The organism is Phenylobacterium sp. (assembly GCF_004299445.1).
GTDB lineage: Bacteria > Pseudomonadota > Alphaproteobacteria > Caulobacterales > Caulobacteraceae > Phenylobacterium.
This window is the reverse complement of sequence record NZ_SCTC01000077.1, coordinates 1-14,112: the sequence shown is the minus strand read 5'-3', so window position 1 is coordinate 14,112 and position 14,112 is coordinate 1. Positions and strand designations below refer to the sequence as shown.

Sequence of the window (14,112 nt, the reverse complement as noted above, 5' to 3'; positions counted from 1 at the left end):
CGCCATGAACGTCTTTCAGTTCCTCCGAATCCTTTGGGCTTATCGGCTGATCATCAGCGGCTGCGCCGCTGTGGCCTTGATCGGCGCCGTGGTGTTCGTCCAGCTGGCGACGCCTCGCTACGAGGCCCAGTCGCGTGTGATGCTCGACATCGTCAAGCCTGACCCGGTTACAGGTCAGGTGATCTCCTCGCCGTTCGTGCGCGCCTATTCGAAGACGCAGGTCGAGCTGGTGAAGGACTATCAGGTGGCGGGCCGCGTGGTCGACAATCTGGGGTGGGCGACGAACCCGGCGGTCCAGAATTGGTTCAAGAATCAGGTCAAGGACAGCCACATCGATTTCCGTTCGTGGGCCTCGAAGGAGATCGTCGAGGGGACGAAAGCGCGCCTGATCGAAGGCAGCAATATCCTGGAAATAACCTACACCTCGGCTTCGCCTACGCGCGCTAAGGAAGTGACCGAAGCGCTCCGCAAGGCCTACGTCGACCTCGCGCTACAGTCACGGCAGGAGGCGGCCAAGCGGAACGCCGAATGGTATGAGACCCAGGCCGAGAAGGCGAAGGGGTTGCTGCTGCGGTCCGAGGAGGCCAAGGCGAATTTCGAACGTGAGACGGGGATTGTCCTGCAGGATGGTCAGGTCGACCTGGAGTCGGCCCGCCTGGCCGCGTTGGCCTCGCAGGGCGCCACGCCCATCATCGCCCCGGCCGCCGGCGGGGCCGCGTCTCCGAGCGAGAACAGTCTGGCGCTGCTTGAGGCCGAACTCAGCCAGGCGAGCAAGACGCTGGGCCCGAACCACCCACAGCTGCTGGAAATGCGTCGCCGTCGTGAACTGCTTGCGGCCCAGGTCGCGCGTGAGCGCAACGCCGGGGGCGCTGCGAGCGCCGCCGCTGTAAGCGCCGCCCGCGCCAGCAGCGGCATGCTCGAGGCCCAGAAGGCCAAGGTCATGGCGCAGCGCGAGCAAGTCGAGCGCCTGCGGCTGATGCAGGCCGACGTCAACCTTCGTCGCGACCAGTACAATCAGGCCGCCACTCGCGCCGCCCAGCTGCGCCAGGAAGCGGAAGTCGCGGTGACGGGCGTCACGCCGCTGGGCGCGGCCGTGACGCCGCAGAACCCGGTGTTCCCGAACAAGGGCCTCATCGTGGGGAGCGCCCTCCCTCTGGGCGCGATCTTCGGCCTGCTGGTCGGCCTCGTCTTGGAACTGGTGGGCCGCAGAGTCCGCAGCGCCGAGGATGTGGCTCTGGCGATCGGCGCACCAGTGCTGGGTGTGATCCAGGCTGAAAAGCCCAAGTCCCGTCGCGGCTGGCGCAGCCTGATCCCGGCTCTGCCGTCGATGCCCAGCCTCCGACCCCAATCGGCGAAGTCCTGATGTCCGAGGAAGCTCAGAAGCTCGCCCCGCGAGCCGAAGCCGAACCTGCTGAGCGGCGGTACACGTTCTCGCCCGATCTCGTCACCCTGACCGAGGGTCGGCCCGGCGAGGCCGAGGCCGTGCGCACGATCCGGACTCACGTGATCGCGCGACACCTGAACGACGGGCGCCGAGGCCTGGCGATCTGCGGTCCGAAGCCCGGAGTCGGGTGCACTTTCACGGCCGCCAACCTTGCTGTCGCCATGTCGCAGGTCGGGGTCTCGACGCTGCTGATCGACGGCAACCTACGCTCGCCAGGGCTGCGCGACTTCATCCGGCCGGAAGAGCCGATCGATATCCGGCGGCAGGCGGCGCTGGGGGCTTCGCCGACCGAAAACGTACACAGCGAAGTCCTTCCAAACCTGTCGATCCTATATGCCGACGGCATGATGGATATCGGCGAGGAACTGTTGGGCGGTGGCGGCTTCCGCAGGCTTATCGACCGGTGCCTGCGCGATTACGAGTTCACCATCATCGACACCCCGCCCACGAGCGACAGCTCCGATGCGCTGCGGGTCGCCAGCATCATCGGCTATGCCCTGGTCGTCGCGCGGACGAACATCACGCGGATCAAGGACGTCGAGCATCTGGCAAGAGACTTGCAGGAAGATGGCGCCCGTGTGATCGGCGCGGTCCTTAATCAGGCTTGAGAGTGCAATCGTGACGGCCGCCGGAGACGTACAGACGATCGACAGGGCTTGGCTCCTGTCGCGAGGACCCTGGATTCTGCTGGCTGTGGCGCTCGCGGCGCCGACTCTGTACCGCCTGGGTGTCCAGGTTTGGTCCAGGGATATCGGCGCGCACGGTCCCATCGTGCTGGCCACCGGCCTCTGGCTGGTCTGGCGCAAGCTTCCCTCGATGACTGAAGAGGCGCGTCCGGGCCATATCGCCCTGACCGCCCTCGGTATTCTCGTGTCGATTCCGATGTACGTGTTCGGACGCGCCTACGACATCATCAGCCTTGAGGCGGCCGGTCTCTACGGTTTCGCCATGTCGCTGATGCACGACCGATTCGGCGTCCGGACGCTGGCCAAGAACTGGTTCCCGTTGCTGTACTTGGCGCTACTGCTGCCGCTGCCTGGCTGGGTCATCGACCAGTTCACGGCGCCCCTGAAGCTGCTAGTCTCGGTGCTGTCCTTCGGGGTCGTCGAGCCGATGGGCATCCCCATCGTCCGCGAGGGGGTCACGATGACGGCCGGTCCCTACCAGCTGCTGGTCGAGGACGCCTGTTCGGGTCTGAACTCGCTCATCGGCCTGATCGCGATCACGCTGTTTTACATCTACCTGCTGCGCAACGCCGGCTGGCGCTACTCACTGTTCCTGCTCTGCCTGATCATCCCCGTGGCGGTGACCGCCAACGTGCTGCGGATCGTGACGCTGATCCTGCTGACCTATCACTTCGGCGACGCCGTGGGGCAGGGCTTCCTGCACGTGACGGCGGGCCTGTTCCTCTTCGCCGTGGCCCTGGTGCTGATGTTCGCCATCGACAACGTGGCCTCCCGCCTGCTGCGGGTGCGTTCGGGAGCCCCCGCATGAACCGCCGATATCTCATCTTCGGCGCGCTGGGAGTCGGCGCCCTGGGCGCCGCCGAGGCCCTGCGTCCCCGTCACAAGCTGCGCCTTCTGCAAAGCGGCGTCACCATCGACAAGTCGCTCCCGGAGTCATTCGGCACATGGTCATCCGAGCGCAGCGCCGACTACATCGGCCCGGAGCTCGACGGCAGCCTGACCCGTGCGCTCTACAGCGAGATCGTTCCGCGCACCTATTTCGACGACGAGACGGGCGACGGGGTGATGCTGCTTGCGGCCTATGGCGACACGCAGAGCGACCTGCTGCAGCTGCACAGGCCCGAGTCCTGCTATCCGGCCGTGGGGTTCAACGTGCGCCTGAGCGAGCCGGCGACGGTTGCACTGGGTGGCGGCGTGATGCTGCCGGCGCGCAAGGTGATTGCCTACACCAAGGAGCGCACCGAAAACATCATCTACTGGACCCGCCTCGGCGAGGCGCTGCCGCAGAGTGCGGGCGAGCAGCGTCAGACGCGGATCGATCAATCGATCGAAGGCATCGTGCCCGACGGTATCCTGGTGCGTCTTTCGGCCCTGGGTGACGACTCGAACGAGTCCTTCAAGATGCTGGAGAAGTTCGTCCCGCAGTTTCTGCGGTCGATCCCGATGGCGCGCCGCAAGGCCTTCATCGGCACCAAGCTCTCGAACGCACTGGGTTAGGCCGCCCCAGTCGACGCGACTTGGCCGACCCGTCTCGGTGAGGTCAGGCGCGCCGGAAGATGCGAGATCTCACCAGCCCCCACGCGTGCAGGATGGTCGGCCGCTCGGTCCAGGCGTGCAGCGCCAAGGTCCCCAGAAGCACCACGGCCACGCCAGCCGACCAGGCCCACATCCTTTCCTGCAGCGTGGCGCTGAGCGCCACTGCGACGCTGCCCACGAGGGTGAACAGGAATGAGCGCACGAACTCGCGGCGGGCCCGCACCACGCGACGGCGCCACTGGTAGATGAGGGCGGTGGCGAGCGACAGCAGTTCGCCGAGGATGAAGGCGCCGACGATCGCGTAGACGGACGGCCAGGCCTTGTAGGCGAATATGGCGGCCGGCAGGGCGACGACCCTGACCACGTTGGCGGCGAGCACGCTGAAGCTGTCACCCGTGCCCAGGGCAAGGGTGGTGGGCCAGCAACGGGCCAGGCGCACGGCCTGAAGCAGCGCCAGCGCGGCGAACATCGGCAGCGGCTGGGCGAACGCGTGACCATAGAGAAGCGGCGCGAACAGGGGGCCCGCCAGGCAGAAGCCCAGCAGCATGGCGGTGGACAACAGCACGGCCCGGCCGCCCAGTTGCTCGCGTTCGCGCGCGAACTTCTCGGGATTGTCGCGGGTGCGCGCCACGTTGGGCATGTGCAGGCTCGCCACGAACCGGGAGAGCGCGGCGGCCGGGTAGTAGATGAGCAGGATAATCGCGCTGTAGTAGCCGAGCCCCTCGGCGCCCAGCGACGCGCCGACCAGAATCCGGTCGCCCTGCGAGCCGAAGAACAGCAGCAAGCCGTTGAGGAAGAGCGGGGAGGCGAAGCGCGAGAAGGCCACCGCGTCCGCCTTCCCGAAGGCCCACGCATAGCGTCGCTCCGCCATGACGTGCGACACGATCAGCATGATCAGGGCCCGCGCCGTCAGGCCATAGATGACCGCGGTATGGTCGCGAACGATCCAGGCCGCCGCGGCGATCGCGATGGCCGACGTGACCTCGCCGGCGATGGTCATCACCGCTTCGGGACGGAAGTCCCCGTCGCGCTGGACGCGGCGCACCTCCAGGTTCTGGAAGCCCAGAATCACCTGAGTCAGCCCCAGCGCGATCAGTCCGGGGGCCAGGATCGGCGCCTTGTAGAGATCGGCGACCAGGCCGGCCGTCAGGGCCAGGGCGGCTGCCAGCAGGATCCCTCGCCCGGCCAGGATCATGTGGACCAGTCCCATCACCTCGGACGTATGGCCTCGGGCGTCCTGGACCACGTAGCGGTTGGCGCCTGTGTCGCTGAGGCTCTCGAAGAACTGGGCGGTGAGGATCAGCGTGGCGGCGAGGCCGAGTTCGGCCGGCCCGAGCATCCGGGCCAGGATCACATAGCGCACGAGCGCCGCGGCCTGCGCCACCAGCGAGGCGATCAGGAAGATCTTGGCGCCGCGTCTCACGCTCGCGACAAGCCTATTTGCACGACGGATCCTTCATACTGGACTTGCCGGCTCCGGCCTTCACGACGTTGCCACACAGGGCGATCTCGCCACGCGTGTTCAGGCGCGCGATCCATTTTGCGCCGGGGAAGGTCTCGATCCGGTTGTTGCGGATCGTCGAGCTACGCGCGTCGACCAGGGCGATGGCGTTCGGGAAGCTGACATTGAGGTCGTTATCCTCAATGAGTATGCGGTCGAACCCGCCGTCGTTCACGCCCTCGCGCGTCTTGTTACCCAGGAAGATGCCCTGGGTGTCGCCGGTGACGCGGTTCTTGCGGATGACGATGTCGGCCGTCGGCGCGGAGGTGGGGCGCGAGAACAGCTGGATGCAGTCGGGGTGCTCGTTGTCGCGGATCTTGGTGCCGCGGCACTCGTTGCCTTCGATCAGGCCCTCGCGGCCTTCGCCGACGTTGATGCCGTCCGAACGCTGGCCCTCGAGCGTGTTGCGCAAGATGCGGAACTTGGCGACCCGGCTCATGACCACGCCGTTCTTCAGGCCCGCAAACTTGCTGTCGGCCACTTCGATGCCCTCGCTCTGCGCGATCAGGACGCCGGTGCCATCGCCGAAGGTGTCGGGCGGTGCATCCGGGTAAGCGCCCGGACCCATCATCGTGATGCCGACCAGGCGGATGTTCTTCACCTGATCCAGGCGGACGCCCTGATGATAAACCAACCGGCCGTTCTTCTGGCTGATGAAGGGCGGCGGCAGGCGGAACGTCCCGCCGCGGATCTCCAAGCCGTCGACGTCCTTGCCGGACAGGCCTTCGATGGTGGCCGCGCTGGCGTCGATGACGAGAGGCTTGGCGAAGGTCCGCTTCGGCAGGCGCAGCAGCTTGTAGACGCCCTTGGTGAGGACCACCGTGTCGCCATCGCGCGCCGAGGACAGGACGTTCGCAGCGTTGGCGGGGTTGGCGCGGAGCTCACGCGGCGCGCTGCGGGCGCACCCCGCGGCGACGACGGCCAGGGCCACTGTCGCGCCGCACAGCATCATTTGCCGGGACGCCTTGCTCATGCCGCTGAAGACCATCGGGTCGGACCCTGTCCCGTGCTCGCCATCCAGCGCGGAGTCGCGCCGCCGACACAGGGACGCTTTCTGCCCGGTAGGGGGCGCCGATTCAAGGCGGCGCGCGCCCGACGCGAATCGCCTTTACTGCGGTGGCCGTCGAGAGCGCCCGTTGTTGACCGGTGCGACGACGGAGGCGTATCCCCGAGGCGGGCCGACGAGCCTTCCAGCGCGACGACCTCATAGTTGGCGGGGAGCCTGGATCGTCGATGGCCGGTGAAGGTTTGCATGAAGCGTCCTGGTGGAAGCCCGAAAGGAAATCGTGAAATGAAGCGACGGCAGTTCTTCCTGTTCGCGATGCTTGTCCCGCTGTCGCTGGGGCTCCTTCGGCACTTCGGCGTCGGCTCCAAGTACGTCGAAAAGAATGGCTGGATCCTGAAGCCTGAAGATCTCTAGGGGCGAGCCATGCTGACCGATCTGAATATCAATGCGCCCCCGACCGCGCAGACGTTCGATGTCTGCGTCGTGGGGTCGGGCCCGGCGGGCATCTCGCTGTCGCTGGAACTCGCGAAGAAGGGCAAGCGCGTCGCGCTCTGCGAGGCCGGCGGTTTCGAGCTGAGCGAGGAATCCCAGGGCTGCTATTCCGGCGAGACCGTCGGCGATCCCTACTTCGACCTGATGGCGACCCGCCTGCGCTACCTGGGCGGAACCAGCGGCCACTGGGCCGGGTGGTGTCACACCCTGGAAGAGGTCGACTTCCGCCGGAAAGACCGCATCAACCCGCTGGCCCACTGGCCGATCAGCAAGTCCGACCTGGATCCATACCTGGCGCCGGCCTGCACGATCCTCGACATCAAGCCGCCGCGGGCCACCCGGCATCTGTCGACGAAGCAGGGTATCCAGGAGGTCTACTTCTCGTTCTCGCCACCGACCCGTTTCGGGACGAAGTACCGCAAGACGCTGACCGACTCTAAGAACATCGCCCTGTTCGTGAACGCCAACCTCACCGACGTGAAGGTGAGCGGCGGCCAGGTCGTCAACGCGACGTTCCAGTCCTACACCGGCAAGAAGCTGGACATCGTCGCCGGAAAGTACGTCTTCGCGATGGGCGGGATCGAGAACAGCCGGCAGCTGCTGTGGCACAATTCGCGCAACAACGGGCAGCTGTACGCCAAGGGCGCGCCGGTGGGCCGCTACTGGATGGAACACCCGCATTTCACGATCGGAGCGGCGTTGGTGGACTTCGGTCTGCCGGGCAAGCGCCGGTTCTTCTCGCTGACGCCGCAGAAGCAGGCCGAGCTGGGCGTGCTGAACTGCGGACTGCGGTTCGAACCGCTGAGCCCCAGCGCAGCCAAGCGACTGGTCAAGGACCTTATGTGCGTGGCGCCGGCCGTAGGCTCATGGGCGTCGGAACTGATGGGCGAGAACCTGGTGTGCGGGGTGAAGCTGCGCGCGGCATGGGAGCAGGGACCCAGGCTGGAGAACGGGATCACGCTGTCGACCAAGTCCCGCGACCGGTTCGGCATTCCGTCGACCGTCCTGACCTGGCGCAAGAGCCCGCTCGAGCGCAGGACCCTGACGGCCACCACCGGACAGTTCAACGAGTGGCTGATGGCCCGCAAGCTGGGCCGCCTGAAGCTGGACGACTGGGTGCTGGGGCGTGGCGACTATCCGAAGGACGACGAACTGGCGGGCCACCACCACATGGGCGGCGCGCGGATGTCAGACAGCCCCACCACCGGCGTGGTCGACCGCAACCTGAAGGTCTACGGCTCGAAGAACCTGTACGTGGCGGGGGCCGCGGTGTTCGCCTCGGGCGGGCATTCGAACCCGACCTTGCCGATCGTGCAGTTGAGCCTGCGGCTGGCCAATCATCTAACGGCGTAGCGCGGCGCCTCAGGCGCCGAAGATGGTTCCGGCCGGCAGGGGCGTCGTCACGCCGACGAGGATGATCTGCCCGCCGGTGACGGTGATCACGGTGTCGCCGCCCACGACCGCGACACTGAACGTCGTGCCCGGATCCAGCATAACCCGGTCGCCCTCGGCCAGGCTGAAGTCGAGCACGCGATCCGTGCCGACTTCGTTCGACGAATGGAAGATGTCGGCGCCCGTGCCGCCGGTCATCGTGTCTTCGCCACGGTCGCCCGAGACGAAGTCATTGCCGGCCCCGCCCGACAGGCTGTCATTGGCCTGGCCGCCCCGCATGGTGTCGGCGCCGTCGCCGCCGAACAGGACGTCGTCGCCGAGGTTGCCGTAGACGAGATCATTGCCGGTATCGCCGTAGAGCAGGTCGTTGTCCTTGCCGCCCACGACCCAGTCGTCGCCCGGCCCGCCATCGGCGGTGTCGGCGCCCATGTTTCCGTTGATGTCGTCGAAACCAACGCCACCCACGATGTAGTCGTCGCCATCCTCGCCGCGCAGGTAGTTCGAGCCGGTGGGATCGACGATGGTGTCGGCGCCGGTCCCGCCGAAAACCTGGTCGTCGCCATCGCCGCCATCGAGAACATCGGCCCCGCCGCCGCCGTTCAGGGTGTCGGCGCCGGCATAGGCCCTCAGGCGGTCGTCGACGCCTGAACCGGTGAACAGATCAGAGCCCGCGAAGATGCCGGCCTTGGCCGACGCGTTGTCTCCTGTCGCGACCCAGTTACGGAAGGTGGTCGCCGAGATCGAGACGCCGGCGATGTCGTAGACTGTGCCCGCGTCGACGCCCACGATGATTCGCTGGATCGTCCCGGTGGTGGGCGGCCCGGACGCGCCGAAGGTGAAGCCGACTCCATAAAGCTGGGTCGAAACGCCGGCGAGGTTCAGGGCGACCGACGTGGGGGTGGCCCCGGCGATCGGGGCCAGGGCGAGGGGCCCGAGGTCCAGAATGTCGAAGTCGACGCCGATCGCGCCCGCGGTGAATGTGGCCATGCCCGGTTTCCTGCCCTGCGCGATCCTAGCTGGCTCTTACACGCGCACAATCACCAGTTCCGACGGAGAGAGCTTGACCAGCCGTGGAAGCCAATAAGTCGCATCCGTCGTATACTAGACGGGTGTACACGGGCCTGCCGGCCCGGCAAGCTTAAGTGGAAGGGGCGTTACACGTGGGGGATTCGATGCCGCGCAGGTGGTTGCGCGGGCTTGGCGTCCTGGCGGCGCTGGCCCTCTCCGCGTGCAGCGGCGCGCGTGGGACCGGCGCCGACAACACCGCTCCGCCGACAGCCGTCGAGGCCTCGCGGTTCCTGGCCCAGGCCAGTTACGGCCCCACCGAGAGCGAGATCAGCAAGGTGCGCGCGCTGGGATACTCCCAGTGGATCGACCAGCAGATGACGACGCCGGCGCCGACCAGCCACCTGGCCGAGATCGACGCTCGGGTCGCGACCGGCGTGTCGCCCAGCAACTCTGAATTCTACTATTCGTACTGGCGTCAGGCGGTGACCGGGCCGGACCAGTTGCGCCAGCGGATGAAGCTGGCGCTGTCCGAGATCTTCGTGATCTCGCTGGCGGACTCCAACGTGTCCTACCGCGGCGCCGGCGCCTACTACGACATGCTGGGCGCCAACGCCTTCGGGAACTTCCGGACCCTGCTCGAGCAGGTGACGCTCCATCCGCAGATGGGGGTCTACCTCACGTGGCTGGGCAACCAGAAGGAGGATCCGGCCACCGGACGCCAGCCCGACGAGAACTACGCCCGCGAGGTCATGCAGTTGATGACCATCGGGCTTTACCAGCTGAACCTCGACGGCACGCAGAAGACAGACCTCTCGGGCCGGCCGATCCCGACCTACACCGCCGACGACATCAGCGGCCTGGCCAAGGTGTTCACCGGCTACAGCTATTTCTCCAGCGCGCCGTCGAACACGACGTTCCGGGGCGGGAACCTGCCGCCGGAAGCGGTCACGCGCTCGATGATCCCGTATCCCCAGTTCCACTCGACGAGCAGCAAGGCGTTCCTGGGGACCGTGATTCCGGCCTCCACGGTCTCGGATCCGGCCGGCGACCTGCGGATCGCCCTGGACACCCTGTTCAACCACCCGAATGTCGGACCGTTCATCGGCAAGCAGCTGATCCAGCGGCTGGTGACCAGCAATCCTAGCCCGGCCTACGTGGCGCGGGTGGCGACGGTGTTCAACAACAACGGCAGGGGTGTGCGCGGCGACATGGCCGCCGTTGTCCGCGCCATTCTACTGGACGAGGAGGCCCGTAGCGCGACGGTCTCGAACGGCGTCAACTTCGGAAAGGTGCGCGAGCCCGTCGTACGGATGGCGCACTGGGCCCGGGCCTTCGGGGCGACCTCGTCGTCGGGCGACTGGCTGATCACGACGACCAGCGCGAACACATCGCTGGGCCAGTCAGCACTGACGTCGCCTTCGGTGTTCAACTTCTTCCGGCCAGGCTATTCGCCGCCGAATTCGCGGGTGGGTGCGGCGGGCCTCGTGGCGCCCGAGTTCCAGATCGTCGATGAGATCACGGTCGCCGGCTATCTCAACACTATGCAGACCACGATCGACGCCGGGATCGGGACCGCGTCGAACGGCGTCCGCGACGTGCGCCCCAACTACGCGGCCGAGATCGCCCTGGCCAACGACGCCGGCGTGCTGGTCGACCGGATGAACCTGATCCTGCTGAGTGGACGGATGTCACCCTCGACACGGTCGCGCATCGTCGAGGCGGTGTCCGCGATCAACGTGCCGACGACCAATCAGACCACGGCGCTAACCAACCGCGTGAAGCTGGCGATCTATATGTCGATGGCTTCGCCCGAATACCTGGTGCAGCGATGAGCCCGATGGATCGACGCCACTTCCTGCGCGTGGGCGGCGCCTTTTCGGCCCTGGGAGTGGGCGCGCCTCTGGCCCTGCAACTGGCGGCGGCCGGCTCGGCTGCGGGGCAGTCCGCGGCGGACTACAAGGCCCTTGTCTGCGTGTTCCTGTTCGGCGGCAACGACGCCCACAACATGGTCCTGGCGACCGATACGGACTCGTGGACCCGCTACTTTAACACCCGCAACACCGGGACCGATCCGATCGCCCTTATGCCGGTCGGCACGGCGCCCACGCCGGTGGGGCAGACCAATTCGGTCACGGGCCGGGTCGCGACCATGGGCTCCCCAGAGGCCTGGGGCGGGGTGCTGCCGATCACCCCTCGGACCGCCCAGGCGGTGCCGCCTGGCACCAACGCGTCCAGCCGGAGCTTCGCCCTGCACCCGTTCATGGGGTCGCTGCAGACGCTGTTCGGCCAGAACCGGCTCGCGGTCCTGGCGAACGTTGGTCCGCTGATCCAGCCGACGACCAAGGCGCAGTATCAGGCCCGGTCGGTCGCGCTGCCCACCAGCCTGTTCTCGCACAACGACCAGCAGTCGACATGGCAGGCGCTGTCCGCCGAGGGCGCCCAGTCCGGCTGGGGCGGCCGGTTCGCCGACCTGATGGCGGGGATGAACGGCCAGAACACACTGTTCACCGCCATCTCGACGTCGGGAAACGCGGTGTTCCTGTCGGGCCAGTCGGTTGTGCAGTACCAATTGTCGACCGGCACGCAGCCGGCCGTCGTGGTGACAGGCGCGCAAGGGTCGACGCTGTTCGGCTCGTCCCTGGGACCCGCTCGGGTGCGGGACCTGATCACCGAAACCAACCTGACCAGCAACTTCGCCGCTGATTATTCATCGGTGGTCACCCGTTCGCTCAATGCGTCGGCGACCATCAATAACGCCTTCACTCAGTCGGCCGTCACGAGCGTGGCGACGGCGCCGGCGTATACCAACCCCCTGACGGCGCGGGTCGAGACCAATTCGCTGGCGCTGCAGTTGCAGACGGTGGCGCGGATGATCGCAGCCGCGCCGTCGCTGGGCGTCCGTCGGCAGGTGTTCTTCGTCAGCCTGGGGGGCTGGGACACCCACGATTTCCAGAACGCCACCCAGCCCAACCTGCTGGCCAAGGTGGCGCACGCGCTCAGCTATTTCGACGGCGCGCTTGCGAACCTGGGCGGTCTCGATCGGCGCAACCAGGTGACGACGTTCACCGCCTCGGACTTCGGGCGCAGCTTCGCGACCAATGGCGACGGCACCGATCACGCCTGGGGAGCCCACCACTTCATCATGGGTGGGGCCGTGAACGGCGGAGATTTCTACGGACAGTATCCGACGATCGGCGCCGACGTGGCGGGCTTCAACAATCCGGACGGCGTGGGCGGCGCCCAGATCCCGACAACGTCGGTGGATCAGTACGGGGCGACGCTGGGGCGCTGGTTCGGGGTCTCGGACAGCGACATCGACCTGATCTTCCCGCGGGCGCGAAACTTCCAGACCAAGTACCTGGGGTTCGTCTAGCCGATCATCCCAGGATCGCCCCGCCGGGGGCCCTGGCCGGGCTGCAGGGCCCGCCAGGCCTCGACGACGGGGGCAAGCCGCGGGTCGTCCAGGGTGTCCAGTGGGTGGCGATGCTCGAACGCCATCCCGGCGAGGTCGCCGCGACGCCACTTCAGCACCACCTCGAACGCCACGGCCTCGTGGAAGTGCAACAGCACGAAGCGAGGCGGGAGGCGGTAGAAGTGCGAAAGCTCGATCTTGGCGCCCGACGCGCTCAGATCCTTGATCAGACAATCCGCCCAAAGTGCGAGGCGCTCGCCGTGCATGACGCGTCCAGGCGCGCTGGCCGGCAGGCGGGGCTCCACCCTGCGTTCGGAGAAATTGGGCATCGGCCGCGATGACATGCCCGAACCTTACGCAAGTCTGGTTGAGAACTCGTTCGCATTCCCGCAACCAAGGGTCATCTTTTGCGCGACCCATAGTCGCGCCAAGCGCGAGTCATCGGGGCCGGAACAGCACCTCGGTGACCCTGCGGGCGCCATCCAGGCGGTCCAGTTGAACGACGATATCGATCACCCGACTGACGTAGGTCTGGACCTTGTCCCAACCGAGGTCGACGCCGGAGGTCAGGGCCAGCAGGGCGATCTGGTCTAGCGCGCCGGTCGGGCTGTCGGCATGGATGGTGGTCAGCGAGCCAGGGTGGCCGCTGTTGACGGCGCGAAGGAAGGCGAAGGCCTCCTTGCCGCGCAACTCTCCCAGCAGGATGCGGTCGGGTCGCAAGCGAAGGGACGCGGCCAGCAGCGCGTCGGCGTCAACCTTGGCCTCGCCCAGCTCGCCGCGCACGGCCACGAGGCCCACGCTGTTGGGATGATCCAGGCGCACCTCGGGGGCGTCCTCGATCACCACGAGGCGCTCGCCGCGGTCGATCTCCTTGACCAGGGCGTTCAGCAGGGTGGTCTTGCCGCTCCCGGTGCCGCCCGAGATGACGATGGTCTTGCGACGCTGGACGGCGGCCTTCAGGAAGGCGGCCATGTCGCCGGCGGCCAGCAGGGCCTCGAGCTGGGCGTCGACCTCCTTCTCGCGGGCCGGGTCGGTGCGGGCGGCGGTGTCGAACAGGCCGTCGCGGGCCAGGTCGCCCACGGACATGTCCGAGATCAGGTGTTTGCGCACTGCCAGCGCCAAGCCCCCGCGAGTCGCCGGCGGCGAAACGACCTGCACGCGCGAACCGTCGGGCAGCGTCGCCGAGAGCAGGGGCTGCTCGCGATTGACGCCCTGGTGGCTGGCGGCGGCGATCTGGCGGGCCAGGCGCTGCAGCGCGGTCTCGGTCAGCTCGTCGGCCGGCTCTCGGGTCATGCCGCCGCCGGTCGTCTCGACCCACACCTCGCCGGGCCGATTGATCAGTACGTCGGTGACGTCCGGCCGCGAGAGCCAGGGCGCCAGGGGGGCCAGATAGGCCGAGAGATAGACGTTGGCGCTCATGGTCGGCTCAGCGGGTGACCGCGGCGAAGTCGAGGTCACGGGCGACGAACACCTGGACCGGTACGCCCTGGGCGACCTTGATCGTATCGGGGATGTTCACCTGAGCCTGCAGGGCGGTGGCGCCCACCTGGGTGGCCTGGTTAGACGCGCCGCCGATGATTACGGTGGAGCCGTTGCCGTCGGACGCCAGAGCGGTGGTCCCGGCCTGGAGCGTGG

14 protein-coding genes are annotated in these 14,112 nt (G+C 67.2%); 8 read left to right on the top strand and 6 right to left on the bottom strand.

What is annotated here, in order from left to right:
- Positions 1 to 4 precede the first annotated feature (4 nt).
- The 4 genes from EPN98_RS21035 to epsI are packed head-to-tail and all read left to right on the top strand — an operon-like array spanning position 5 to position 3,627.
- Positions 5 to 1,363 (top strand): GNVR domain-containing protein, encoded by a 1,359-nt coding sequence (locus tag EPN98_RS21035; protein ID WP_293364897.1) that lies wholly within the window; start codon positions 5 to 7, stop codon positions 1,361 to 1,363.
- A complete protein-coding gene (locus tag EPN98_RS21030; RefSeq protein WP_293364896.1) occupies positions 1,363 to 2,052 on the top strand; it encodes a CpsD/CapB family tyrosine-protein kinase in 690 nt (229 codons plus the stop codon). Before EPN98_RS21035 ends, EPN98_RS21030 begins: the two co-directional genes overlap by 1 nt.
- 10 nt (positions 2,053 to 2,062) lie before the next feature.
- Complete coding sequence (gene xrtV, locus EPN98_RS21025) at positions 2,063 to 2,938, top strand: exosortase V (RefSeq protein WP_293364895.1); 876 nt, start codon at positions 2,063 to 2,065, stop codon at positions 2,936 to 2,938.
- Positions 2,935 to 3,627, top strand: a complete 693-nt coding sequence (gene epsI, locus EPN98_RS21020) for an exosortase-associated protein EpsI, V-type (RefSeq protein ID WP_293364894.1) — start codon at positions 2,935 to 2,937, stop codon at positions 3,625 to 3,627. The genes xrtV and epsI overlap by 4 nt, the downstream gene beginning before the upstream one ends.
- Before the next feature lie 43 nt (positions 3,628 to 3,670).
- Here the strand turns inward: epsI and EPN98_RS21015 are convergent, their stop codons facing one another.
- Positions 3,671 to 5,089, bottom strand: coding sequence for an oligosaccharide flippase family protein (locus EPN98_RS21015; RefSeq protein ID WP_293364893.1), 1,419 nt, complete (start codon positions 5,087 to 5,089; stop codon positions 3,671 to 3,673).
- Positions 5,090 to 5,102: 13 nt separating this feature from the next.
- Complete coding sequence (locus EPN98_RS21010; protein WP_293364892.1) at positions 5,103 to 6,140, bottom strand: right-handed parallel beta-helix repeat-containing protein; 1,038 nt, start codon at positions 6,138 to 6,140, stop codon at positions 5,103 to 5,105.
- A gap of 318 nt (positions 6,141 to 6,458) precedes the next feature.
- On the opposite strand from EPN98_RS21010, the gene EPN98_RS21005 reads away from it, so the two are divergent.
- Entirely contained in the window at positions 6,459 to 6,587 is a 129-nt protein-coding gene (locus EPN98_RS21005) for a hypothetical protein (RefSeq protein ID WP_293364891.1), read from the top strand.
- A 9-nt stretch (positions 6,588 to 6,596) separates the two neighbouring features.
- Positions 6,597 to 8,018 carry a GMC oxidoreductase gene (locus tag EPN98_RS21000; protein ID WP_293364890.1) on the top strand — a complete coding sequence of 474 codons (1,422 nt, stop codon included), beginning with the start codon at positions 6,597 to 6,599 and terminating at the stop codon, positions 8,016 to 8,018.
- A 9-nt stretch (positions 8,019 to 8,027) separates the two neighbouring features.
- Here the strand turns inward: EPN98_RS21000 and EPN98_RS20995 are convergent, their stop codons facing one another.
- The gene (locus tag EPN98_RS20995) at positions 8,028 to 9,044 is read right to left on the bottom strand and encodes a calcium-binding protein (RefSeq protein WP_293364889.1); all 1,017 of its coding nucleotides are present in this window, start codon (positions 9,042 to 9,044) and stop codon (positions 8,028 to 8,030) included.
- 185 nt (positions 9,045 to 9,229) lie between these two features.
- Here EPN98_RS20995 and EPN98_RS20990 point away from each other — a divergent pair, with 185 nt between their 5' ends.
- Both EPN98_RS20990 and EPN98_RS20985 read left to right on the top strand, forming a co-directional pair.
- Positions 9,230 to 10,897 (top strand): DUF1800 domain-containing protein, encoded by a 1,668-nt coding sequence (locus EPN98_RS20990; protein ID WP_293364888.1) that lies wholly within the window; start codon positions 9,230 to 9,232, stop codon positions 10,895 to 10,897.
- A 5-nt stretch (positions 10,898 to 10,902) separates the two neighbouring features.
- Positions 10,903 to 12,438: a DUF1501 domain-containing protein gene (locus EPN98_RS20985; RefSeq protein ID WP_293364887.1), complete on the top strand. Its 1,536-nt coding sequence runs from the start codon at positions 10,903 to 10,905 to the stop codon at positions 12,436 to 12,438.
- Here the strand turns inward: EPN98_RS20985 and EPN98_RS20980 are convergent.
- The 3 genes from EPN98_RS20980 to EPN98_RS20970 all read right to left on the bottom strand — a co-directional run.
- Positions 12,435 to 12,821 (bottom strand): PilZ domain-containing protein, encoded by a 387-nt coding sequence (locus EPN98_RS20980; protein WP_293364886.1) that lies wholly within the window; start codon positions 12,819 to 12,821, stop codon positions 12,435 to 12,437. The two genes, EPN98_RS20985 and EPN98_RS20980, sit on opposite strands and share 4 nt — an antisense overlap.
- 94 nt (positions 12,822 to 12,915) lie before the next feature.
- Positions 12,916 to 13,896 carry a P-type DNA transfer ATPase VirB11 gene (virB11, locus tag EPN98_RS20975; protein ID WP_293364885.1) on the bottom strand — a complete coding sequence of 327 codons (981 nt, stop codon included), beginning with the start codon at positions 13,894 to 13,896 and terminating at the stop codon, positions 12,916 to 12,918.
- Between the two features lie 7 nt (positions 13,897 to 13,903).
- The coding region (locus EPN98_RS20970; protein ID WP_293364884.1) for a TrbI/VirB10 family protein at positions 13,904 to 14,112 on the bottom strand (209 nt) is incomplete at its 5' end.